The sequence below is a fragment of the Jutongia sp. genome (genome assembly GCF_057878315.1).
Map to the genome: position 1 here is coordinate 1 of NZ_DBLXSO010000045.1, position 24,472 is coordinate 24,472.

Genomic DNA, 24,472 nt, shown 5'->3' on the forward strand with positions numbered 1-24,472 from the left:
CGCACGACTGAGCCCCATAGGTGGGCTCAGCTATTTCGGACGGCACGCTCCCGCTACCACTGCACCACGCAGCGGTACATAACGCCCCGGATGTTCGATGGAGTATCTATATCATTTGCAAAATCCGGGGCGTAAGTACCGGCGGGTGCAAGTGCCTTTCGAAACATCTGATTCCCACCTCGGGGCGAGTACGGCAGGATGCGTTGATCGAAAATCAAAGCAGCAAAGCAATTAGAATTTTCGAAATCCGTAAGTGACAAGACAATTTTTTAGTCATAGCTCACGGATTTTTAACATATTGGCAGGCAAAATATGATTTCTAAATAACCGGACATAAGAAATATTATGGACATACATCAATTTGAGGTATGGGAAGTCTTAGTTATTAAAATATTTTTATTGTACAAAGCGGAATGTGGTAATTAAAACCATGTAATATAGAAAATGATAAAAGTAAATATTGACATCATTACCGCGAAAAGATAATATATTGAATGACGGTATAGAAAATATCGGGAATGGAGGATGTATATGAGCGAATTACAGATTGGAAACAAAATAGCAAAGGTGCCGATCATACAGGGCGGTATGGGGGTTGGAGTCAGTCGTTCAAAGCTTGCCGGAGCGGTAGCGGGAGAAGGTGGAATTGGTATTATTTCAACCGCACAGATTGGTTATGATGAGGCTGAATTTGAAACGGATCCGGCAGCCGCCAATAGAAAAGCGATTGTTAAACATATTCGTCTGGCAAAGGAAAAGGCAAAAAACGGTTTGGTCGGTGTTAATATCATGGTTGCATTAAAAGATTATGCAGATCATGTGAAAGCTGCTGTGGCAGCCGGAGCAGATGTGATCATCAGTGGTGCTGGTATTCCGGCAAAGCTTCCGGAGTATGTCGAAGGAAGTGACACAAAGATTGCTCCGATTGTCTCTTCGGCAAAGGCAGCAAAAGTTCTGTTACAGCGCTGGGAGAAGAAATATCATCGTACCGCAGATTTTATTGTGGTTGAGGGACCCAAAGCGGGTGGTCATCTTGGATTTTCCAAAGAAGAACTTGACGATATAGATGCAATTGATTATGATACAAGAATCAGAGAGATTATACAGACTGTGCGTGGTTTTGCAACGCGATTTCAACAGAAGATACCGGTGATCGTGGCTGGAGGCATCTTCACAGCGCAGGATGTCAGACATGCGGTTTCTCTGGGAGCAGATGGCGTTCAGGTAGCTTCCAGGTTTGTCGTCACAGAGGAATGTGACGCGGCAAAGGAATATAAGGAAGCATATATCAAGGGAACTTCGGATGAGATAGAGATTATTAAGAGTCCGGTTGGAATGCCCGGACGAGCACTTCATAATCACTTTCTTGATGAGATCAGGGAAAAACGTATCACGGTAAAAAAGTGCTATGGATGTATGCGTCAGTGTAATATCAATGAAATTCCATATTGTATTACGGAGGCGTTGACCAAAGCCGTTCGGGGAGATGTAGATAATGGATTGATCTTCTGTGGAGCAGAAATAGGAAGGATTCATGAAATGACAACGGTTCATGATTTGATGGAGGAGCTGAAACAGGGCTTTGACTGAGGTAGATCAGATGAGTGACAGAAAAGAGATCAGAAGAAGGATTGTATTTTACGGAAGAGTACAGGGGGTTGGATTCCGGTACCGGGCTCAATACGCAGCAGAGCAGTACAGATTGACAGGCTGGGTCTATAATGAGGATGACGGAACAGTTTTGATGGAGGTTCAGGGCGACGAGGCATCCATTGATCAGATGCTGCAGCTACTTCAGAATGACCGTTATATTGACATTGTGGATATGGATATGAAGCAGCTGGTTGTGCAGGAGGATGAGCGGAGCTTTCATATCCGCTATTAAATGGCAGAAACAGAAATAATAAACGAAGGAAAGGTGGAAACGGATATGCGGGGAGCAACGATTTTGGTATTTCATATGGAGCGCGCCAAGGAAAAGCAGATCCGTCTATTGTGCCGCCGGCTTAATATTGAGGTTATCAAGGTGACAGCCGGGGATTATCAGCAAAAGCTCGGCAGTCTGGCGGGAATCGTTGGCTTTGCAAAAGAGGCTGTTGAAGAGAGTGACGAATTTGATGGAGAGATGCTGATATTTTCAGGGATGGACTCGGCGGCTGTAGATCGTTTTCTGGCAGAGTACCGGAAGGACGGAATTGAGCCGGTTTCGCTGAAAGCGGTTATCACACCACACAATATCTTCTGGACAGCCGAAAAGGTTTACAGGGAGCTTGAGAGAGAGCATGGCTCTCTGCATTAGCCCGTGAGATAAGCGGACAGAGTGCAATGAAAAGGGCAAAACCAGCGTTTTGCCCTCCAAGAATTGCTTTGCAATTCTCGTTGACATAACGCTATGTTTCGAGCATTTTCCTATACTATGAAAAAGGGGATCCACGAAAATCGTGGATCCCCTGAATTAGTTGTCGTATGAATGGATTATGAATTAAACACAACCCTGAGCCTTCATAGCTTCTGCAACCTTTAAGAAACCTGCGATGTTTGCACCAGCCATGTAGTTTCCTTCCATACCGAACTCCTTAGCAGCCTCGTCACAAGACTTGAAGATCTCCTTCATGATGTTATGAAGCTTTCCGTCAACCTCCTCGAAGGTCCATGAAAGTCTTTCGGAGTTCTGGCTCATTTCAAGACCGGATGTGGCAACACCACCGGCATTTGCAGCCTTAGCTGGTCCGTAGAGCATCTTGTTCTCGAAGTATACGTCGATAGCTTCCGGAGTAGAAGGCATGTTAGCACCCTCAGATACAGCGTAGCAGCCGTTTGCAGCAAGCTTCTTGGCACTCTCTGCATCGATCTCGTTCTGTGTAGCACAAGGAAGAGCGATGTCACACTTGATGCTCCAGATGCCACTGCATCCCTCTGTATATGTAGCATTTGCATGGGAGGTTCTTTCAACATACTCTTTGATACGTCCGCGCTCAACCTCTTTGATCTGCTGAACAACAGGAAGATCAATTCCGTCTGGATCGTAAATATATCCGTTAGAATCAGAAAGAGCAACAACCTTAGCACCGAACTCAGTAGCCTTCTTTGTAGCGTAGATAGCTACGTTACCGGAACCGGAGATAACAACAGTCTGATCCTTGAAGCTCTTGCCGTTTGCTTTCAGCATCTCTTCTGTGAAGTAGCAGAGACCAAAACCTGTAGCTTCTGTACGAGCGAGGGAACCACCATAGGTAAGACCCTTACCGGTAAGTACACCAGACCACTCATTGCGGATTCTCTTGTACTGTCCGAACATGTAACCGATCTCACGAGCGCCTGTTCCGATATCGCCGGCAGGTACGTCGCAGTCAGGACCGATGTGCTTGCAAAGCTCAGTCATGAAGCTCTGGCAGAAACGCATTACTTCTCCGTCGCTCTTACCCTTAGGGTTGAAGTCGGAACCACCTTTGCCGCCGCCCATAGGAAGAGTAGTAAGGCTGTTTTTAAAGATCTGCTCGAAACCGAGGAACTTGATGATACCGCTGTATACAGAAGGGTGAAGTCTGAGACCTCCCTTGTATGGTCCGATAGCTGAGTTAAACTGGATACGGAATCCTCTGTTTACCTGAACTTTGCCATTGTCATCAACCCAAGGTACACGGAAGATGATCTGTCTCTCAGGCTCTACGATACGCTCGAAAACGCCTGCCTCTACGAGATCCGGTCTTTTCTCAACAACAGGCTCCAGAGACATAAATACCTCTGTTACGGCCTGAATGAACTCAGGCTCTCCTGCATTTCTCTTCTTAACTGTTTCAAGTAAGTCGATCAGATACTGATTTTTTAACGCCATTGCTAAAAAACCTCCTTTTCTTAATTTTATTAAATTGTGTGTATGATTAGCTCAATACGCTAAATAGAGTATCGCACAAAAATAGTGAAATTTCAACAATTTTTTATAAGAAAGCATCATTTTTTTTCGATTAAACTTGTGAAAATAAACAAAAAAATACTTGTATACAAAATACCTGTATACAAGTATGGGATATTTTTGAAATTATGAATGAAATGTTTACAATTTTTACATAATTTAGACATATATAATCCGTATAATAAATTTCAGAAAGTGAAAACTTTCTACTCCCACCCTATTATACGCTGGATAACGAGAGTTATCCACAAGAGAGCCCTTCGGGGCTCTTTTTGATTATATCGAAAGGGATTCGTAACGCATCGGAAATCAAGGGCAAAACGCAGGTTTTGCCCTTTTGGATTTTACAGAGATCTTTTTGTTTCTTGTTAATGCTTGCGGTCGGCGGCAAAATATTCTATATTATATGGTGAATACAAGTGACATAACAGCATACACACAGATACGTTTTCTGTGAGAAAGAGGCAGTATGGGATGGAAATACATTTTGTTTGATCTGGATGGCACTCTGACGGATTCTAATGAAGGAATCTTGAATTGTGTGGTCTATGCACTGGAAGCGGCGGGAATGGAGATCCCGGACAGAGAGACCTTATTAAAATTTATCGGACCGCCTCTGGTAGACGGTTTTCAGGAGATCACCGGGATGACCCGTGAGGAGGCTGTGACGGCAACTGCAAAGTATCGGGAAAGATATGGTGTGATCGGTTTGTTTGAGAACAAACCATATGAAGGAATTGAGCAGGTTCTGTCAGAATTAAAGAAGCAGGGTAAGCTTCTTGCACTGGCAACCTCCAAGCCGGAGACATATGCGGTCCGGATCCTGCAGCATTTTCAACTGATGAAATATTTCGATGAGACAGTGGGGAGCGAGCTGGACGGCACACGTAACGATAAGGCAGAGGTGATCAGAGAGGCTCTGCGGCGTCTTAATATTTCCAAAGAGGAATACCGGGATGTCATTATGGTAGGAGACCGGCGTCACGATATCATCGGAGCCGGGAAATGCGGGATTGAATCCCTTGGAGTATATTATGGATTTGCGGAGCCGGGAGAATTAGAGCAGGCAGGGGCAGATTATATTGCACACAGCGTATCGGATGTCCTGGAGATTGTGGGTGATGAAGGGATGAAGGAAAGATAGTTATTTAATAAGAAGAAACTCTTATGTTATATCAGAAAGAAAACGACCAGACAGAAAGGATTATTATGAGTAAAAACAAAAAGGCAAACAGCAGGAAAAGAGCAGCTCAGATGGCTGCGGCAAAGAAAAAGAAGAAAGTGATCATGGCAGTGACAGGGCTTGCTGTCGTGGCAGTGGCTGCAGGAGGAATCTTCTGGTGGCAGCAGCATAAATCGGTCGGAGACAAGCTGGATTATGATCCGGTACAGTATGTGACGATCGGTGAATATAAGGGCGTGCAGGTTTCTCTTGAAGTGACGGATGAGGATCTGCAGGACGAGATCGACAATATACGGGAAGAAAATGCAACCTATCAGCAGCTTGCAGGAACAACGCAGACAGGACAGACGATCCGCGCTTCCTTTGAGGGATATGTGGACGGACAGAAGATGGATGCCACTTGCGGAGAGGATTATGTAGAGCTTGGCTCCGGTGACTGGCTGGATGGCTTTGAGGAGAATCTGACCGGTGTGCAGACAGGGAATTCCGTTGTGTTTACCGTTGCAGTGCCGGAAGGAACCTATGATGATCCGACGATTGACGGCAAGAATGTAGAGTTTCATGCGACTGTGCTTTATATCTGCGGTGAGGAAAATCTGCCGGAGTATTCGGATGATTTTGTGAAATCTATTTCCAAGAAATACAAGACAACCGAGGAGTACAATAATTACCTCAGGGAGAAACTGCATAAGGAGAATGAGGAACAGAAGGCAGAATATGCATGGTCGGATGTACTTGAGACCTGTGAGGCGAAGAAGTATCCAAAGTCCTTGCTGGAGGCTTCCAAGAAGGAAGTGCTTCAGGGTTACTATGACATGGCTGCTGTTTACAATTGCAGCAAAGAAGAGATTTTCCCGATGTTTGGCTACACGGACGAGGCGGAGTTTACCAAGACAGATCTGACACCTCTGGCTAAGGACACTGCTAAGGAATATCTTGCTTCTGAAGCGATCGCCCAGAAGGAGGACATCAGTTATACCGAAGAAGAGTTCGAAAAATATGTCAAGACACAGTATGAGGATATGTCCGATGAATACGATTCCGCAAAGGAATATGAGAAAGCAAACAAAGAATATCTGCAGCGTCAGTTGTTGTTGGAAAAAGTAAAAACATGGATTGCCGATCATGCGAAGTATTCCGGTTGATGGTATATATGGTATTAAAGGAGGTCTTACAATGGACAAATTAAAGATATTGGTTGTGGATGATGAGCAGAGAATGCGCAAGCTTGTCCGTGACTTTCTGGTGAAGCAGAATTTTGAAGTGATGGAAGCCGGCGATGGAGAGGAAGCAGTGGACCTGTTTTATGCCAATAAGGATATCGCTCTGATCATTCTGGATGTTATGATGCCAAAGATGGACGGATGGCAGGTATGCCGTGAGATCCGCAAATATTCTCAGGTGCCGATCATTATGCTGACCGCTAAAAGTGACGAGAAGGATGAGCTGCAGGGGTTTGATCTGGGCGTGGATGAGTATGTGTCCAAGCCGTTTAGTCCAAAGATCCTTGTGGCGCGTGTGGAAGCAATCCTTCGCCGTACCAATGCCCTCGAAGAGGGCGTTAAGGAGGTTGGAGGCATTGTGCTGAATCAGGCAGCCCATGAGGTCAAGATCGATGGCAAAAACATCGAGCTCAGCTACAAGGAGTTTGAGCTTCTTACTTATTTTATCAACAATCAGGGTGTAGCGCTGTCCAGAGAGCGTATTTTGAATAATGTCTGGAATTATGATTATTTTGGCGATGCCCGTACGATCGATACACATGTCAAAAAGCTTAGAAGCAAGCTCGGTGACAAGGGTGAGTATATTAAGACAATCTGGGGAATGGGGTACAAATTTGAGGTGTAATTGACGATGAGAAATAAGAACGTTTCCTTTCGAAAGATCAGTTCGATCAAAACAAAGCTGATCGTGGTTTTGTGCAGTATCCTTGCACTGACGATCCTTGGCTGCTGGCTTACCAATCAACTTTTTTTGCCGATGTACTATCAGCATAGCAAGATAAGCACGTTGTCCGCTTCCTTCCGTAAGATTAATCATATTGTGAAGAACGACAGCGAGCAGCAGGGGAGTCCAAGCGACAGCGGTCTGTCTGAAAAAAGCATTAATACTCTGGATTCGCTGACCGAAAACGGCTCCATGAATGCATACCTGTTCCGGATCAATGATTATTTTGGAATATTGCAGTATACCTTCTGTTATCCGTCTGCAGATTCCCTGAGTAATGTCCAGAAGCAGAATGTACGCGACAAGACCATGGACTATGTTATTGGTCTGGTGAATGGTTATGTTGAGGGAAAGAGCAGAGAACTTATCAAGGGGAATGACAAATATCAGGTATTTAAATCCTATGATGAGCGTATCGGCTCCTATTATCTGGAATTGTTCGGTCGTATTGACTCCGGCGATTTTGTTTATATCAGCACCAACTATCAGAGTATGAAGGAGAGTGTAGCGGTTTCTAACCGTTTTCTTGCTTATATCGGTGTGATCGCTGTGCTGATATCCGGAATCATTTTGTTTATGATTGGTAACAGCTTTACGAAGCCGATCGTTTATCTGACCGACATTGCAACGAGAATGTCGCAGTTAGATTTTGAAGCAAAATATCCGGTCACCACGGAGGATGAGATCGGCAGGCTTGGCAACAGCATTAATATGCTGTCGGAACGCTTAGAGGAGACAATCTCCGAGCTTAAATCTGCCAATAATGAGCTGCAGAAGGACATTGAAAATAAGATTCAGATTGACGAGATGCGTAAGGATTTCCTGTCGAATGTGTCCCACGAATTAAAGACGCCGATCGCACTGATCCAGGGATATGCGGAGGGACTTCATGATAATATCAATGATGACAGCGAGAGCAGGGAATTTTATTGCGATGTCATTATTGATGAAGCCAATAAAATGAACAAAATGGTCAAGAAGCTTCTGACGCTGAATCAGATCGAATTTGGTAAGAACCAGATCAATTTTGAACGCTTTGATATCGTTCAGGTGATCCGTTCAGTGATCCAGTCGGCATCGCTTCTTGCGGACCAGAAGGATGCGGAGATCTACATGGAGGAGACTGAGCCGGTTTACGTCTGGGCTGACGAGTACATGGTGGAGGAGATCGTGACGAATTATATCAGCAATGCGATCAATCATGTGGATGGGGAGAAGAGGATCCGTGTTACGCTGGAAATGCGGGAAAAGGTTGTCCGTATCCGTGTATTTAATACAGGAAAACAGATTCCGGAGGATGAGCTGGACAAGATCTGGATCAAGTTTTATAAGGTGGACAAGGCAAGAACAAGAGCTTACGGAGGCAGCGGAATCGGTCTTTCTATCGTAAAGGCGATCGTGGATGCCATGAATCAGCAGTGCGGTGTAAAAAACTGTCATGACGGTGTGGAATTCTGGTTTGATCTTGATCGTCAGAGCCATTGATCCGGCGCAGGGCGGCAGGGTTGAAATCATTGCGTGGAAACAGAAAATATGCTACAATATAAGCATTAGCCCGAGAGACTTTTCGCACAGAATAAGGGGATTATGAGAGATGAAGATTCATACCAATAAAAGACTGATCGCAGCGGCTGCCGTAATGGCGTTTACGCTGACAGGCTGTGGTTCTGTTCCGGATCTGGATCATGTTAATCGTGATATGGAAGCGGAGTATATGGCAGGTGCACTGCTCAAATATGATAAGAATAATGACGATATGCTTGACTATGACAGAAGTATTTTACGGGCAACGCCGACACCGACACCGGCTCCGACAAGCAAACCGGTACAGACGACGGCAACACCGTCCGGTTCTGCTGTGGCAGGAAACGATTCTGACGGTACCGGTGAGGTGGCAGCGACAGTTCCGGCAGAAAAGGTGTTTGATCTGAAGCAGGTAGACATTAAGATGATGTCCAGTGAACTGAAGCAGACGTATGGTTCTGCAGATGCAGCGGTCACTGCGCATAGTGGCAGCAAGCTTTATATTGTGCATTTTCGTGTGAAGAATCAGGCATCTATACGGCAGAAGGTGAATCTACTCAAGAAGGATCTTGAGTATACACTGGTCTCTGAAGGCGAAGTATTAGGAAAACCGTTGATGACGATATTGCAGAATGACCTGCAGTATTATAAGGAGAACATGAAGGCCGGTCGAAATTCCGAGGCGGTTTTGGTATTTGAGATTGACGGGAAGCAGAAGCTTCAGAATCCGGTGATTCAGGTGACGGATGGAAAAGTTACGGGAGAGATTGCTGTTTATTAGCAAGGAAGCTGCTGTTATCCGGGGATAACAGGAATATAGAAAGGATTGAGGTTTATATGGAGACAGGTATTTTATTGGAGAGTGGAACAAACGAGCTGGAGATATTGGAATTTCGTGTGGGCGAGAACTATTATGGTATTAATGTGGCGAAGATACGGGAAATCCTTCCGTATCAGAAGCCGACACCAATCCCGAATGCAGATGCAAGGATCGAGGGAATCTTTATGCCGAGAGATGAGGTCATTTCTATTGTGGATCTTTCTACCGTGATGAATATCCCGAAGGCAGCATCTACGGCGGGGGATATGTATATCGTAACGAATTTCAATAAGCTGAATACAGCCTTTCATGTACAGGGCGTGGAGGGAATCCACAGAGTTTCCTGGGAGGATATCATTGAGCCGGATTCGACGATCAATGCGTCAGGCATGGGGATGGCGACGGGAATTATCCGGATCGGGGAAAAGCTGATCATTATACTTGATTTTGAGAAGATAGTAGCACAGATCAATCCGGAGACGGGACTGAAGGTTTCTGATATCGATCATATGAGTGGCAGAACAAGAGTGGATTCTCCGATTCTTATTGCAGAGGATTCACAGCTTCTGGGAAAGATGCTTCTGGATTGTTTGAAGAGAGCAGGATTTAATAATGTAGATATCACAGCGAACGGAAAGGAATGCTGGGATAAGCTGACAGCATATGAGCAGAAGGGTGTTCTTGATGAGAAGGTTGCCTGCGTGATCACAGATATCGAGATGCCACAGATGGATGGACATCATCTGACCAAGCTGATCAAAAGCAATGAGAATATGGCACATATTCCGGTTATCATTTTCTCTTCTCTGATCAACACGGAGATGCGCAAAAAGGGAGAGAGTCTGGGAGCAGATATGCAGCTTTCCAAACCGGAGATCGGTCAGCTTGTCGGAGCGATTGATGAGATCCTGCAGATTGACAGGGCAGATTAAAAGGTTGACGTAATTTTGCAGATTGACAGAATTGATTGAGTGATTGACGGAATTCTGGAGATTGACAGAGCAGATGGAGCGGTCAAAGGGCAGATAAAGAACAGGTAATTAAGGAGATAATGGCTTGAGCGAAGAGGATATCAAGGATGCGGCAGTAGATGCTGCAGAAGAAGAGAAAAGTGAATATGACAAGCTTGCAGATTTTGTGGATCTGGAGGATTTAAGCAGTCTCATGGGCGAAGACGATTTTGCCGATCTGGATGATCTTGGGGATATTTCCGATCTTGATCTGAATGGGGATGAGGAGGATATTCCGGCTGACATGACAGAGAAGCTGCCGGAACAGCAGCCCTTGGTGACAGATGAGGTGCCGGAACAGCAGCCTCTGGTGACAGATGAGGTGCCGGAACAATACAATCAGGCAGAGACAGTGGAGAAAGCACAGGTGACGGAAGAGCCTGAGGCATCACTTGATGATCTGGTGGGAGATTTCTTAAATGATCTGGATGCTGCAGGAGGTGTGGCGGAGCCTGAGAGTAATGATATCGCGCCGGACAGTAAAGAGGATGAGGTCTCTTTGCAGGACAGCATTCCGGATGATCTGGAATCACTGCTGGCATTCGATTCCCTCGACACTGAGGAGGATGATGGAGCCGGAGATTCCGGAGAGGTCGATATTTCACAGGCTAAGGAGGATGAGATGCCGGTTGCCGGGACAATACAGGACGCGGCAGAGAGCCTGGGCGAGACGCGGAATGAATCAGAGTCCGCAGAGGATGATATGCAGGCTGCAATGGATGCCCTTTTAGCACCGAAGACAGCAGGCACGGAAGTGACAGACGCACTTGTTGAACCGGAGGCGGATGAGCCAAAACCGGAAGCGGCGGATATGCTTGTGGAGCCTGAGCAGAATGAGACTGTGCCGGAGGTGGCGGATGCACTGGTAGAACCGGAGCAGGATGAGACCCGGGCGGAGGTAGCAGATGCACTTGTAGAGCCTGAGGAGGAGACCTTCAGTCTGGATGACATTCTGGCACTCGACGAGGATGGAATGGACAATCCGGATGATGACATGCAGGCATTGCTGGAAGGACTTGGCGGCAGTGATATTCCGGAGGAGCTTTCTGAGGTACAGGAAGTGACGAAGAAACCGGGACTGTTGAAGCGTCTGTTTGGCAATGTTGTTACGGATGAGATTGCGGAAGCTGAGCTTGCCGAGCGAGCCAGAGAACAGGAAGAAGAGGCAGCCAGGAAGGAAGCGGCAGAGGCAGCTAAAGAGGAGAAAAAGGCAGCAAAAGCGGCGAAGGCAGAGGAGAAAGCGGAAGCTAAGAAAGCAAAGGCGGAAGAAAAGGAATTAAAGAAAGCGGCAAAAGAGGAAGAGAAGGCAGCCAAAAAGGCAGAGAAGGAAGCAAAGAAAGCCGAAGAGGATGCGGAGGCTGAATTAGAGGTTACCGGCAAGCTGAATAAAGTCGGTGTTTCCATTGTAGTGATCCTGGCGGCAATGTTTCTTGCAGCAGAGATTTCCGGAACGAAGATCTTCAGCTACCGTTCAACGATCAAGGAGGCAACGAGCTTCTTTGATGCCGGAAAATATACCGATGCATATCAGGAGATTCTTGGTACGGACATGAAGAAATCGGATCAGGAGACATACGATAAGATCGTCACAGTGATGAAGGTGCAGCGGGCGCTCAATTCCTATGAGAATTATGATAATATGAAGTATTATCCGGATGCACTCAATGCATTGCTGGTAGGTCTGAAGAAGTACGATGAGAATCTTGATACTGCCAAGAGTCTTGAGGTGGAGGAGGATCTTGATTCCTGCAGGGACAAGATCGTAACACTGCTTGATGAGGAGTATGGTTTGTCAGAGTCGCAGGCAAGGGAGCTTCTTGTTCTGGATAAGACTTCCTACACGGATAAGGTGGTTGCGATCGCCATGAAGAAGCAGTCATAACATAATGAGTCCCCAAGGACTCATATTAGGAGTTTCTTAGAAACTCCGTCATGCGCAGAAATCGTGCGCAGATATATGACATAGCAACAGCCCGGTGGGGGATTCCACCGGGCTGTTGCTATATATGTTCGTATTTATTCGTCATGAGAAACTATGATTTTCGCGGAAAACTTCGATCACCGCCAGTGCCGGTCTTAGTTGCCGGAAGCACCCTCATAGACTGCCTCGGTCGTACATTCGATACCGAGCTTTTTGAACGTGTTGTTATCGATCGCGGAAAGGATTGCCGACACATGAAGCTGGCAGCCGGACAGCTTTGGAAGCTGCTCGAGAGCAAGCTTGGCTTTCGGATCAGAAACAGCGCACATGGACAGTGCGATCAGCACTTCATCGGTGTGAAGACGCGGATTGCGGCTTCCGAGATAACCGGTCTTAAGCTGCTGGATCGGCTCGATAAAGGTGCGGGAAATCAGATGTTCTTTCTTGTCAATATTGCCAAGAACCTTGATCGCATTCAGAAGAACGGCAGAAGCAGGTCCAAGCAGATCAGAGGTTGATCCGGTTACGATCGATCCGTCCGGAAGCTCCAGTGCTGCAGCAGCGGAGCCGTTCTCGCGGGCAAGATCATTGGCGGCAGGTACGACAATGCGGTCGTTGACCGTGATCTTAGCCTGCTTCATGATCAACTCCTGCTTGTAAATCTCGTCATTCGTTGCCTCATCCTTGACAAAACGGTTCAGGGACTGATAGTAACGGCGGATGATTTCCTGACGGGAGGCTTCCCGGCAAGCTTCATCGTCGATGATGCAATTGCCTGCCATATTCACGCCCATATCGGTCGGAGACTTGTACGGACAATGACCGTAGATTCTCTCAAACATTGCGGCAAGTACCGGATAGATCTCAATGTCACGGTTATAGTTGACGGTCGTTTCGCCGTACGCCTCCAGATGAAATGGATCGATCATATTGACATCGTTCAGGTCGGCAGTCGCCGCTTCGTATGCCAGATTGACCGGGTGCTTTAACGGTATATTCCAGATTGGGAAGGTCTCGAACTTCGCATATCCGGCTTTAATACCGTTCTTGTTCTCATGGTAGAGCTGGGAAAGACAGGTTGCCATTTTGCCGCTGCCCGGTCCCGGAGCTGTCACGATCACAAGCGGACGTGTCGTTTCAATGTAGTCGTTCTTGCCATAACCTTCATCGCTGACAATTGTATCGATGTTGTTTGGGTAGCCCTCAATCGAATAATGATGGTAAACGTGAATACCGATCGCTTCTAGCTTCTTCTGGAACAGATCCGCCGATGGCTGACCGGCATAGCGGGTGATCACGACACTGCTCACATAGAGTCCCTTTTGCTGATAGACCTTGATCAGACGAAGTACGTCCTGATCATAGGTGATACCAAGATCGTGACGGATCTTATTGCGCTCAATATCGGCAGCATTGATGGAGATGATCATCTCTGCCTGATCGGCGAGCTGCAAAAGCATCTGAAGCTTACTGTCCGGTGCAAATCCCGGAAGTACGCGGGAGGCATGATAATCATCCAAAAGCTTTCCGCCAAACTCCAGATATAATTTGTCACCAAATTGTGCAATCCGTTCACGGATATGCGCAGACTGCATAGACAGGTATTTATCATTGTCGAAGCCAATACGTTTCATTGAGAATCTCCTTTGTGTATTATTCATATATATATCCTTTAAAATCGTAAGTGCCACATATGAGGATACCACATTGCGAAGAAAAAATACAGTATATTTACAGGGATTTCTTCAAAAAAAGAAGATGTGCGAAGCGGTGGATTTGTGGTAAGATAGCATTATCAATCAACAGAAGGAAATGTGTTTCGAGACCGGAAAGGGGTGACTAAAATGGAGTGGATCTATCCGATCCTTGGAAAGCAAAAGTGTCTGCCGTTTTATCTGTCCGGTGTCGGTGTTGCGGAGCCGGAATATCATGTAAGGCGGGAGGAAGGTCTGGTATCGCACCAGCTTTTATATACCAAAAGCGGGAAAGGTCATCTGCTTGTTGGCGGAGGAAGTTATGCACTGGAGCCGGGGAGCCTGTTTTATCTGGGACCGGGCATTCCGCATGAATATTATCCGTTGAAGGACGGGGAGTGGACCACCTGCTGGGTGGTTTTTCGCGGAGAATACCTGACAGCACTGCTGAAAGGGCTTGGGTTTGAGGGCTTTGTTTGCGACAAAAATATCGTCAATGAGAAAATAGAAAATATATTCTACCAGATACTTCAGGCGGCAAAGGATCCAATCCATGGAGATGAGCGCTGCTCCATGCTTCTGTACGAATATATTATGAATATCCGTCAGGCACTTCAGGAGAATCAAAAGTATGGAGGTCATGGGGCGAAGGATATCCTGCGCCGGGCGGTCGTGTATATCAATGAAAATTATGCGGATGACATTACACTGGAGGAGCTGGCGGGGATGAGTGGTGTGACCAAACAGCATTTCTGCCGCGTGTTCAAGGAGCAGATGCGGATGCGCCCGATGGAATATCTTGCCAGACGCCGCATGGCGGTTGCCCGTAATATGCTGTTCACCACAGAAGAAAGCATTGCGCAGATCGGCGAGGCGGTGGGATATGACAATCCGACCTATTTTGGAATGGTGTTTAAGAAATATGAAGGTATCACGCCGACAGACTGTAGAAAGAGACATGGCACAAGCCTGACATGGTAGCCATGTCTTTTTCTTTCTATTAAAGTAGAGCTTATTTTGAAAAAACAAATCATGAGAAAAATGTTCATATTACTGGGATGTCATAATTATTTTAGATTGTCAAATAGGTAATGAAATACTTATAATACAGACAGTAACAACACTTTATACATCATCGGTAAGGAGGAGTAAATAGTGAGAAAATTATTGAAAAAGGCAGGAGTTTGCTTGCTGAGTCTTTCTATGGTACTGACAAGTAATGTCGGTGTCAGTGTGGCGGGCATTTCCTCAAAGAAAGGGGCAGCAGTGGAAACGAAGACAGGAAGCATTGTGATTGATGGTACTGATATCAAGGCAGACAATGTGAATGGACTTACTTACAAGGGATTTGGTATGCTGAGTGCCAATTCGACCAGTGATCTGTTGATGGATTATAAGTCGCAGAATCCGGAAAAATATGCAGAGCTGATGCAGTATCTGTTTGGCGGAAAGTATCCGATCTTTACGCATGTGAAGCTGGAGATGGGTAATGACCGCAACAATTCGACCGGTGCAGAGAGTGCTACGATGAGAACGAAGGGTGAGAAAGCCAATGTTCTTCGTAATCCGGGATGGCAGCTTGCAGCGGATGCCAAAAAGATCAATCCGGATCTGAAGGTCAGCATCTTACGCTGGCGTACACCGGCGTGGGTGAAGAAGGATGAGGACCGGTACATCTGGTATAAGCAGAGTATTCTTGCCGCTTATGAGAAGTACGGTTATATGGTTGATTATATTAATCCGAATGTTAACGAAGCGTGGAGCGGTGCCGGCGATGTAAAATATACCAAGAAGTTTGCAAAATGGATCGCTGCAGAGAGTACAGCAACCATCAAGGATGAGAAGGCTCTGGAGCTTTTCAGGAAGATCAAGCTGGTTGTTTCTGACGAGGCAAATGTAGTCAGTGATTCCGTTGCAGAGACGATGAAGAGTGATCAGGAATTTATGGATGCCGTGGATGTAGTCGGTTATCACTATAAGACGGCAGATGACAATAACGGTGGAATGAAGTGGCTTGCCGAGGTCGTTGACAAGGAAGTATGGAACAGCGAGGAGCAGGCAACCTTCTCCAATTCCGCCTTCCGTCCGGCAACAACCGATAAGGCTCCGACTGTAGCAGGTACCGGTATTGGCGGTTCCGGAAGTGCACTTGAAATGGGCAATACCGTGATCAAGAGCTTCGTAGAGTCACGCCGCGGACATGTGATCTATCAGCCTGCGATCGGTGCTTACTATGAGGGCGCACAGTATTCCTTCAAAGAGCTGGTCAGCGCAAGAGATCCATGGTCCGGCTGGATGCATTATGATGCAGGTCTTCTTGTTCTGGCACATATCAGCAAGTTCGCAGTGACAGGCTGGGAGAACGAGGACAACACAGCAGGCATCTGGCGTGGTGTTCCATCCGCAAGTAAGGCGTCCGCTTATCAGGGGACAAGCAGTAATGCAGTCGATGGCCGTGCCGGTGGAGAAAACTACATGACACTGGCTGCACCCACAAAGGATAACTTCTCAACTGTGATCGTCAATGACAGCGAGTATCCGATGACCTACACTCTTCAGACGAAGAACATGAAGTTAGCGGCTGATCAGAAATTAGAGCTCTGGGAGACAAGAGCAGCTGATGACGGTGCATTTAACGAAAACTATATGAAATGCATTCAGGAGTTGTCTGCGGATGAGAATGGCGTATATTCCTTCGAGGTAAAACCAAACTCGGCAGTAACCGTTACCTCTCTTGACGTATCCGACAGCGAGGAGCACACAAAGGCAATGCCGGTAGAGGGCGAGCGTACCGTACTCGACACCGATGCGACCGGTGATGTACAGAATGTTGACGATGGATATTTATATGCAGATGATTTCGAGTATACCGGTAAGACAGTGCCTGTTCTTGACGGAAAGGGAGGGTTCACCGGAGAGACCGAGGATTACATCGAATCCCGTGGAGGACAGAAGGGTGCAATGGCACGTTACACGCACACCTTAAACGGTGCATTTGAGGTATATAAGAGCGGCAACGGCAACCATGTGCTGCGCCAGCAGGTGGATAAGCAGTCTACCGGCGTGGGAACAGCATGGAACAGTGGTGATCCTGTGACGTTGATCGGTGACTACCGCTGGACAAACTACACCGCATCCATTGATGCATTGTTTGAGCGTGAAGCAGAGAAGCAGTATGCACAGATCGGTATCCGTGAGACAGGAAGAACACAGAATCTTTCCAACTGTGCCGGATATTCACTCAAGGTAAACGATGATGGTACATGGATCCTGTACCGTGCAAAAATGGGCTCCACATCCACAAAGGCAACAGAGCTTCAGACAGGCTCCGTTGATGTAAAGCAGGTGGCACCGGGAACATGGTTCCAGCTTAAGCTTCGCGGCGAGGGCAACGTGATCAAGGCATATATCAATGATGTGCTTGTTGCAACCTATGAGGACAGCAATCCGATCACCTCAGGTCGTGTGGCGATCGGAAGCGGCAACACTTATACAAGATTTGATAATCTGGCAGTAACAAAGATCAAGGGCTATGCACCATATTACAATGAATATATTGACAACATGGAGACTTATGATCTGACACCGGAGAAGAATGCAAAGCTGATCTACAACAACAGATGGTCTCTTACCTGTGCAAACCAGGGAATGTTTACCTATCAGAGAAGTGCTTCCTACAGCACGGGAACAGGCGCAAAGCTTACTTATACTTTCACGGGAACAGGTCTTGAGCTGTTAGGCTACAACAAGGCAGATGCAGGTACATTAAACGTAACTGTGGATGGCGAGAGCTACGCAAAAGGAGCGAAGCTTTGGGTTGCAGACAATATGTGTACGGCATATCAGATCGACGGCCTTGAGGATACAGAGCATACGGTATCCATTGAGGTGGCAAGCGGTGGCCTTGCCGTGGATGCAGTAGCAGTCATCGGTTCCGTGTATAACGGAGAGGAAGTAACAATGACTCCAAAGGTTGGAACAGAAACAGGACTTCCGGAGGAAGAGCTCCCGACAGAGCTGACCGAAAATGTAGTACCTGATATTGGCACACCAAGCCCGTCGCCGAGCCGGGAACCGGAGCAGTCAGCAGTACCTTCACAGGAGCCTGCACCAAGCCCTACGGCAACAGCAGTGCCATCGGCAGCTCCATCACAGGATCAGCCTGCAGCTCCTGCTGCATCTTCCGTTCGGAAGGGATACAGCTTTACGGCACAGGGAATGACCTATGTGGTGACAGATGCAGCGAAAAAGACCGTGTCACTTAAGGCACCGGCAAGCAAGAAGCTTAAGACGGCAGCAGTACCGGCAATGGTTAAGACGACTGCAGACGGAACAACCTATTCCTTCCGTGTGACAGCGATTTCCGATAAGGCGTTCGCAGGCTGCAGTGCGCTGAAGAAGATCACGATCGGCAAGAATGTAACCTCCATCGGAAAGGAAGCATTTGCAAAGGATAAAGCCTTAAAGAAGATCGTGATCAAGTCCACCGGGCTTACAAAGGTTGGTAAGAATGCAGTCAAGGGCATTTCCGCAAAGGCAAAGATTTCCTGTGGAAAGAATGTAAAGGCTTACAAGAAGCTCTTTACCGCCAAAACAGGTTATAAGAAATCAATGAAGATCGGAAAATAAAAAGACTGTGAAACAACAGGATCCGATTGGAAAATAAGATGTTACGACAGGTCTGGAATGACGAAATTCCAGACCTGTTTTTTCGATATAATGTGCGCAGATATATAATATCATTTCGGATATTTGCAAATATCGCGTTTGTGTCATAGATCTGCCATAATTTGCTTGCAAAATGGATTTAATACATTTATAGTATCATGTAAGGGAAAGCAGTTGGGGATTTTTACAGAAGAGGAGGTACTTTATGAAAATGAAATGGAAAAGAATCACGTTTGTACTGGCACTTGCGATGACATTTGCCATGGGAGGGATGACCGGAAAAGCCATGGCGGCTGATCTGGTGGTCAACGAGCAGAATTTCCCATCAGAATGGCTTAGAAATCTGATGAAGACGCCGCTTTACGATGTGAATGGAGACGGAATCCTGTCGGAGAAGGAGATTCAGAACATAACCTGTCTTACGAATGCGTCTTGCAAGCTGAAAGGAAAAGATACGCTGGCGGTATCACCATTATACAGCGATTATTTGTATTACGATAAGATCATATCCGGCAATGATCTGACCGGAAAGGATATTGCCGATACCAGAGGACTGGAACATCTGACTGCCTGTCAGAAGCTTGCACTGGCGGGAGTGTCCTGCAACAGGCTGGTGATCGATCATATGCCGCAGTCATTGCAGGAAATATATCTGACCGACTCCGTGATCGATACGCTGCAGGTGTCCGGAGAAGGCTTAGACAGGCTTTCCTTCCCGGGCTTTTATGAGGGAGATCTCAGCACAGGCTGGGGATCATATTATGTGGAAACAGAATATGGTGTAGAAGAGGTTGCACGGGTGGCATCCGGTGTGGCTGTGACAAAGGTAAATCATCTGGATGTATCCGGCTGCACGGGACTGCGTGGCTTATATTGCGACTCGCCGACTTTGGATACACTGGATGTCAGTAAGAATACAGAGCTGCTTACGCTGCAGTGTAATGGCAATCAGTTAAGAGAACTGGATCTTAGCCAGAACAAAAAGCTGACCAATCTGGGGTGTGGACATAATCAATTGACACAGCTTGATCTCAGTCAGAATACACAGCTTGAGATAGTCAACTGTTCGTTTAATCAGCTTACAACGTTAAACATCCGTCAGAATAAAGGACTGATGGCATTGGATGCCTCTTTTAACCAGCTGTTACAGCTCGATATCAGCCGACTTCCATCGTTAAGCAGTGTAATGTGCGGTAATAACAAGCTGACAAAGCTGATCTGCACCACGAAAAGTCCGGTGACTTTGCTGGATGTACATAAAAATAGTCTAAAGACACTCAATCTGTCTAAAATGACAAAGCTGCGTAATCTTCAGGCTGCCGGGAACCGTTTGAAAAGGCTTGATCTGCGTCGGAATAAAAACTTATTATGGCTTTCCTGCCGTAACAATAAGATTACAAAGATTTCTCTGCCGGATGCTGATATCTGGAGCAAAGGATACAATGAGCAGCTTTCCAGTGAATCAAACTATTATAGAAGTCTTTTTGATGGCAATCCGATCCGGGTGGCAGACCTGTCACAGAGCAGAAATTTCAAAAACATTCATAAGAAAAATGTCATCAATCTGATGAACGGAAAATATTTCTGGTGGTATGATCTCGAGACCGGAAGATATATCCGCAGGGAAACGAAGAAACCGGTTGAAAAGATCATTGCCAGCAAAAAGCTTGCCGTAAAGGATCGTAACTGGCTTAAACGACAGGCAAAAAAGTATGGTGTAAAGGTGGTATATCGATAAAATACGGGGAAAGGAATCTGGTAGTGGCAGATTGCCAGGGGAAATGGATCAATGAGCGAAACTATTTTAGAGGTAAATAATATTCACAAGAGCTACACAACGGGAAAAGAATCGTTTGAGGCTCTGCGCGGAGTGTCCTTATCGCTGGAGCAGGGGGAAATGATCGCAGTCATGGGAAGCAGCGGCTCCGGCAAGAGTACGCTGTTACATATCCTCGGAGCGATGGATGCAGCCGATGAAGGAGAAATCCGGCTGAATGGGGAGCTTCGAGAAGATTATGGAACAGAGCCGGCGGCGACCAGGATCCGTGCAGAACAGATCGGATTTATCTTTCAGGACTTTAACCTGATCCAGGATCTGACGGTAGAGGAGAATGTGGCACTGCCTCTGATGCTTGCCGGGGAAAAGAATCGTGTCATCTGGGAGAAGACAGATCAGATGTTGGAGAAGGTGGGAATCCTTGATAAGAAAAAGAATGCTGTCACAGAGCTTTCCGGAGGTCAGCGCCAGCGCGTTGCCATAGCGAGGGCATTGATCACGGAACCAAAGCTGTTGTTAGCGGATGAACCTACCGGCAATCTCGATTACAATACCTCGATTGAGATCATGCAGCTTTTTCTCGAGCTGCAGCAGGAGAAGGATCACAGCATTATCATTGTGACGCATGATGCCATGGTGGCAGCATATACCGACCGCATTCTGTTTTTGCATGACGGACTGGTTCGTGATGAGTATCGTTGTCAGAAAAACGGGAATGATATGGACCGGATTGTTGATAAATTTAAGATGTTGTCCCTGAAGAAAGGGCGGTGATGGTATGCAGTGTATTGTGAAGCTTGCCGTCACATTTCTGAAGAGAAGCCGTTTTTTAACGATAACCTGTATTTTAAGCATCTTTTTTGCGGATTTTCTTTGTGTCAGTATGTTTCAGCTTTCTGCAAATGCAAAACAGAAATATGAAGAGGGAGTTCTGGAAGAATATGGAGATTTTCAGATAGGAGTTTCCACGGAGGATGGAAGTTATTTTACGTCCGAGGAAATCAAAAAGATCAAAGCACTGGATCAGATCACCGGTTATACGGACGGATTTTACCGGGAACTGGAAGAAGATCAGGATATTTATGCATTGGGAGTGAAGGATGATGCCATTAACCGGAGCCGTTATAAATATTCTTTTCCGGTAAAGGGCAGCAAAGTGGTTATCAATGAATATCTGGCAAGAAAATATCAGGTGGGACAGGGAGATACCTTTCAAATAGGCAAAAAGACATTTGAAGTAGGAGAGATTCTGCGAAATGATTCGTATACAGATCAGAGAAGGTGTATGGTGATCATGGAGCGGGATGCGCTTCATAAATTTCTGGGAGATAGTAAGGGAAAGAGCAATTATATGCTTTTGCAGTGTCCAGATGAGGAGACTTCAGGGCTTAGCAGTCGTTTAGAGAAAATGTCTGAGAATTTTTCTGTGTTTACAGTGAAAGAGGATGAAACGGTGAAAAAATTGTTCAAAATCTTTCAGGCGATGATACAGATACTTTCCGGCGTTGTGGTATTGATCAGTGGAATGTTTATTGTGAGCAATTTCCACGAATATCTTCGGAAATATCGGCGAGATATGGCAGTGATGCGCACGGTTGGTGCATCGAAGAAACAGATATCCTTGTTTTTCGGTGTGATGTCTTTATTTTTGAGTCTGGTCGGCTGTGGTCTGGGGATGCTTTGCACTGTTTTCTTTGACCGCTGTCTTTTGTCAATGCTTAATCACAAACTAAATCTTTTTGAAGGAAATGTGACAATCCGGTGGGGAAGTCTTTTTGGAATTACCGGTCTGATCTTTATAATTTTTAACGGCATTGTACTGTTCTTTTTTATTCGTGGTCAGAGTGTACTGCCGATTCAGGTATTTCAGGAAACGGGAAGTCATAAGGTGAGCCGATTCAGACCACGTATGACATGGCTTCGCAGGATGATCGGTACACCGGGATATCTGGCAGTAAAGCTGGCTTTGCCAAAGCTTGCACAGAACTTTTTTATTATTTTGATCATTGCACTGCTTACTATGTTTTCTTATGTGGGTGTGAGTTTTCTGGGACTTCTCCAGAACAATGATATGGCTTATGTGAAATCCGTTACCCACGAAGCTGATTATATGGCAGACTGGATAGATGATACGCAGTGGATTCCCTTTGATCAGGTTCAAAAATATGCCGACCGGATCCGAAATGAGGCGAAAACTACAGGTTATTATCAGATCCGGGTGAATTCCTGGGGATGCAAAAACATACCGGATAATATCAGGATTTTGTATGCAACGGATCTTAAGGAATATTTTCGGATCAATGCCTCCTTTTACAAAAACAAGTGGAAAGGAGACGAAGCGGACTATATTGTCATGACTCCGGAAACCATGAAAAGCAAAGGATATCATGAGGGAGACAAGATTACTCTGGGGACTGGTCTGCTCAAAAAGAAAAAGACATATGTGATTCTGGAGGCAGCCAATAATCTCATGGCGGGTTTGGATACGGAAGACCAGACTTATATTGATGTGAACGATGTGAATGAAAAGGAAGCTGCAGATCCGGCTCTGGGAGGAACCGGGGAGGCATTCTTTTATATCTGGGAAGGTCCGAACTCGGTGAAAACGGTACTGGAGGAGATCTCCGGGGAAAATCAACAGATTACATGGATGGATTATCATGAGAGGATGAAGCAGGAGAATGAGATATTCAAACAGAGATCCGTCATGATCCGTCTGGTGCTTGGAATGCTGAGTCTGGTTGCTGGGATTGGCTGGCTCAATTCAGCGAGAGGAATGCTTTATTCCCGACGAAAAGAATTTCAGACTTTACGAATATTGGGATTTTCAAAAGGAAAGATTTATACGGTTGCCTGGATACAGATCGGAATTTATCTGCTGATCGGAATTGCGGCAGGAGTTTTGATCGGCGATATGGCGATACGGAATATATTCCGGGATGGCGTGATCGATGGAAGCAGTATTCAGGTATATTGGAAGAATGTGGCAGGGATTACGGGATATTTGCTTTTGCTCGCGGTGAGTCTGGGATTTACAATCAGGGATGTGGTAAAGCAGGCTGGAAACTGAAATTGTAGATGGTGAATAAAGAGATTGAAAAAGAATATAATTATACCATAATTAAGGAGGTGTATGCTATGCCACAAATAATTCCGATTAAAGATTTGAAGAATACATCAGAGATTTCTGATATGTGCCACAAGACAGAGGGACCAATCTAACAAAAGTCTCAGATTATGAAGTGGTGAAAGGCTTACGAAAAGCACACAACCGGAACGACTACGAGAAATGATAATGGGGTGATTTTGGACTAAAAGTCCAATGCAATTATGTTTTCCATAAGGTATCATTAAATGAAAAAGGAGGATATTTTATGGGAACGAATTTTTATTTGATGAGCAAAAGTAAGAAGCTGATGCGAGAGTATTTTGCTGTTGAAAAAGATTATGGATTTACAGATGAAGAATATCAAATTGTAGACGAACCATACCTTGGTTATCAAGTCCATCTTAATAAATTAAGCATAGGATGGCGTCCGTTGTTTCAAAAACATAGGAAAATCAGAACATTTAAAGAACTTGAAGACTTTTGTTTGAAAAACAATAATATAGTTGGAATTTATGATGAATATGGCAAGAAGTATACATGGAAACAGTACCAGGACAGAATCTACAGACATAGTCAGTGTAAACCGGAACCTTTCAAATGGGTGTATAAAGCAGATACTTTATTTAATGATCGTAGAGCAACATTACACACGGTACCGTGTACCGAGCAGGAAGCAGAGATATACACGCCATTTTGTCACAGGATTTATAACGAAGGAGAAAGGCAGGCGTGCAGACATTTTAAGATATATGAAAGACATTGGACTCATATAAAATATTGGGAAGATCCGGATTATCCATTTGATTGGACGGAAGGAGAATTTTGCTGAAGGAGATGAATACTTATGTATAAAAATATTGACATGACGAAAACAGGAATTTTGTTGAAAGAGACAATTAAAAAGGG

At 45.7% G+C, this 24,472-nt stretch carries 18 protein-coding genes; 16 read left to right on the top strand and 2 right to left on the bottom strand.

The genetic code is table 11. The features are described from left to right. The first annotated feature begins 525 nt into the window (after positions 1-525). From ACZLMD_RS10255 to ACZLMD_RS10265, 3 genes are read left to right on the top strand one after another with little or no spacing between them, the layout of a single operon-like run. The gene (locus ACZLMD_RS10255) at positions 526-1,590 is read left to right on the top strand and encodes an NAD(P)H-dependent flavin oxidoreductase (protein WP_482522510.1); all 1,065 of its coding nucleotides are present in this window, start codon (positions 526-528) and stop codon (positions 1,588-1,590) included. Positions 1,591-1,600: 10 nt separating this feature from the next. Beyond that, complete coding sequence (locus ACZLMD_RS10260) at positions 1,601-1,885, top strand: acylphosphatase (RefSeq protein WP_482522509.1); 285 nt, start codon at positions 1,601-1,603, stop codon at positions 1,883-1,885. Positions 1,886-1,930: 45 nt separating this feature from the next. Further along, the gene (locus tag ACZLMD_RS10265; protein WP_482522508.1) at positions 1,931-2,299 is read left to right on the top strand and encodes a DUF3783 domain-containing protein; all 369 of its coding nucleotides are present in this window, start codon (positions 1,931-1,933) and stop codon (positions 2,297-2,299) included. A 183-nt stretch (positions 2,300-2,482) separates the two neighbouring features. Here ACZLMD_RS10265 and gdhA read toward each other — a convergent pair whose 3' ends face one another. Next, positions 2,483-3,835 (bottom strand): NADP-specific glutamate dehydrogenase, encoded by a 1,353-nt coding sequence (gene gdhA / locus ACZLMD_RS10270; protein ID WP_022306687.1) that lies wholly within the window; start codon positions 3,833-3,835, stop codon positions 2,483-2,485. Between the two features lie 547 nt (positions 3,836-4,382). Here gdhA and ACZLMD_RS10275 point away from each other — a divergent pair. The 7 genes from ACZLMD_RS10275 (at position 4,383) to ACZLMD_RS10305 (ending at position 12,279) form a co-directional block, all read left to right on the top strand. Further along, entirely contained in the window at positions 4,383-5,057 is a 675-nt protein-coding gene (locus tag ACZLMD_RS10275) for an HAD hydrolase-like protein (protein WP_482522332.1), read from the top strand. Positions 5,058-5,122: 65 nt separating this feature from the next. Continuing rightward, complete coding sequence (locus ACZLMD_RS10280) at positions 5,123-6,241, top strand: FKBP-type peptidyl-prolyl cis-trans isomerase (protein WP_482522333.1); 1,119 nt, start codon at positions 5,123-5,125, stop codon at positions 6,239-6,241. 31 nt (positions 6,242-6,272) lie between these two features. Then, complete coding sequence (locus ACZLMD_RS10285) at positions 6,273-6,944, top strand: response regulator transcription factor (protein ID WP_022306684.1); 672 nt, start codon at positions 6,273-6,275, stop codon at positions 6,942-6,944. A 6-nt stretch (positions 6,945-6,950) separates the two neighbouring features. Continuing rightward, positions 6,951-8,528, top strand: a complete 1,578-nt coding sequence (locus ACZLMD_RS10290; protein ID WP_489495658.1) for a sensor histidine kinase — start codon at positions 6,951-6,953, stop codon at positions 8,526-8,528. A gap of 109 nt (positions 8,529-8,637) precedes the next feature. Continuing rightward, positions 8,638-9,348: a hypothetical protein gene (locus tag ACZLMD_RS10295; RefSeq protein ID WP_482522335.1), complete on the top strand. Its 711-nt coding sequence runs from the start codon at positions 8,638-8,640 to the stop codon at positions 9,346-9,348. A 56-nt stretch (positions 9,349-9,404) separates the two neighbouring features. Next, positions 9,405-10,319, top strand: a complete 915-nt coding sequence (locus ACZLMD_RS10300; RefSeq protein ID WP_022306681.1) for a chemotaxis protein — start codon at positions 9,405-9,407, stop codon at positions 10,317-10,319. A 124-nt stretch (positions 10,320-10,443) separates the two neighbouring features. After that, complete coding sequence (locus ACZLMD_RS10305; protein WP_489495659.1) at positions 10,444-12,279, top strand: hypothetical protein; 1,836 nt, start codon at positions 10,444-10,446, stop codon at positions 12,277-12,279. A gap of 194 nt (positions 12,280-12,473) precedes the next feature. Here ACZLMD_RS10305 and ACZLMD_RS10310 read toward each other — a convergent pair whose 3' ends face one another. Beyond that, positions 12,474-13,952: a DUF1846 domain-containing protein gene (locus ACZLMD_RS10310; protein WP_118559855.1), complete on the bottom strand. Its 1,479-nt coding sequence runs from the start codon at positions 13,950-13,952 to the stop codon at positions 12,474-12,476. 210 nt (positions 13,953-14,162) lie between these two features. Between ACZLMD_RS10310 and ACZLMD_RS10315 the strand changes: the two genes are divergently transcribed. The 6 genes from ACZLMD_RS10315 to ACZLMD_RS10340 all read left to right on the top strand — a co-directional run bounded on the left by ACZLMD_RS10315 (position 14,163) and on the right by ACZLMD_RS10340 (position 24,395). Continuing rightward, positions 14,163-14,993, top strand: a complete 831-nt coding sequence (locus tag ACZLMD_RS10315) for a helix-turn-helix domain-containing protein (protein ID WP_482522301.1) — start codon at positions 14,163-14,165, stop codon at positions 14,991-14,993. 174 nt (positions 14,994-15,167) lie between these two features. Next, complete coding sequence (locus ACZLMD_RS10320; protein WP_482522300.1) at positions 15,168-18,641, top strand: leucine-rich repeat protein; 3,474 nt, start codon at positions 15,168-15,170, stop codon at positions 18,639-18,641. Between the two features lie 250 nt (positions 18,642-18,891). Beyond that, positions 18,892-20,418: a leucine-rich repeat domain-containing protein gene (locus ACZLMD_RS10325; RefSeq protein WP_486818231.1), complete on the top strand. Its 1,527-nt coding sequence runs from the start codon at positions 18,892-18,894 to the stop codon at positions 20,416-20,418. Between the two features lie 51 nt (positions 20,419-20,469). Continuing rightward, positions 20,470-21,231 carry an ABC transporter ATP-binding protein gene (locus ACZLMD_RS10330; RefSeq protein WP_489495660.1) on the top strand — a complete coding sequence of 254 codons (762 nt, stop codon included), beginning with the start codon at positions 20,470-20,472 and terminating at the stop codon, positions 21,229-21,231. 4 nt (positions 21,232-21,235) lie between these two features. Continuing rightward, positions 21,236-23,527, top strand: coding sequence for an ABC transporter permease (locus tag ACZLMD_RS10335; RefSeq protein ID WP_486818229.1), 2,292 nt, complete (start codon positions 21,236-21,238; stop codon positions 23,525-23,527). A 304-nt stretch (positions 23,528-23,831) separates the two neighbouring features. Next, positions 23,832-24,395, top strand: coding sequence for a hypothetical protein (locus ACZLMD_RS10340; RefSeq protein WP_486818228.1), 564 nt, complete (start codon positions 23,832-23,834; stop codon positions 24,393-24,395). Positions 24,396-24,472 lie beyond the last annotated feature (77 nt).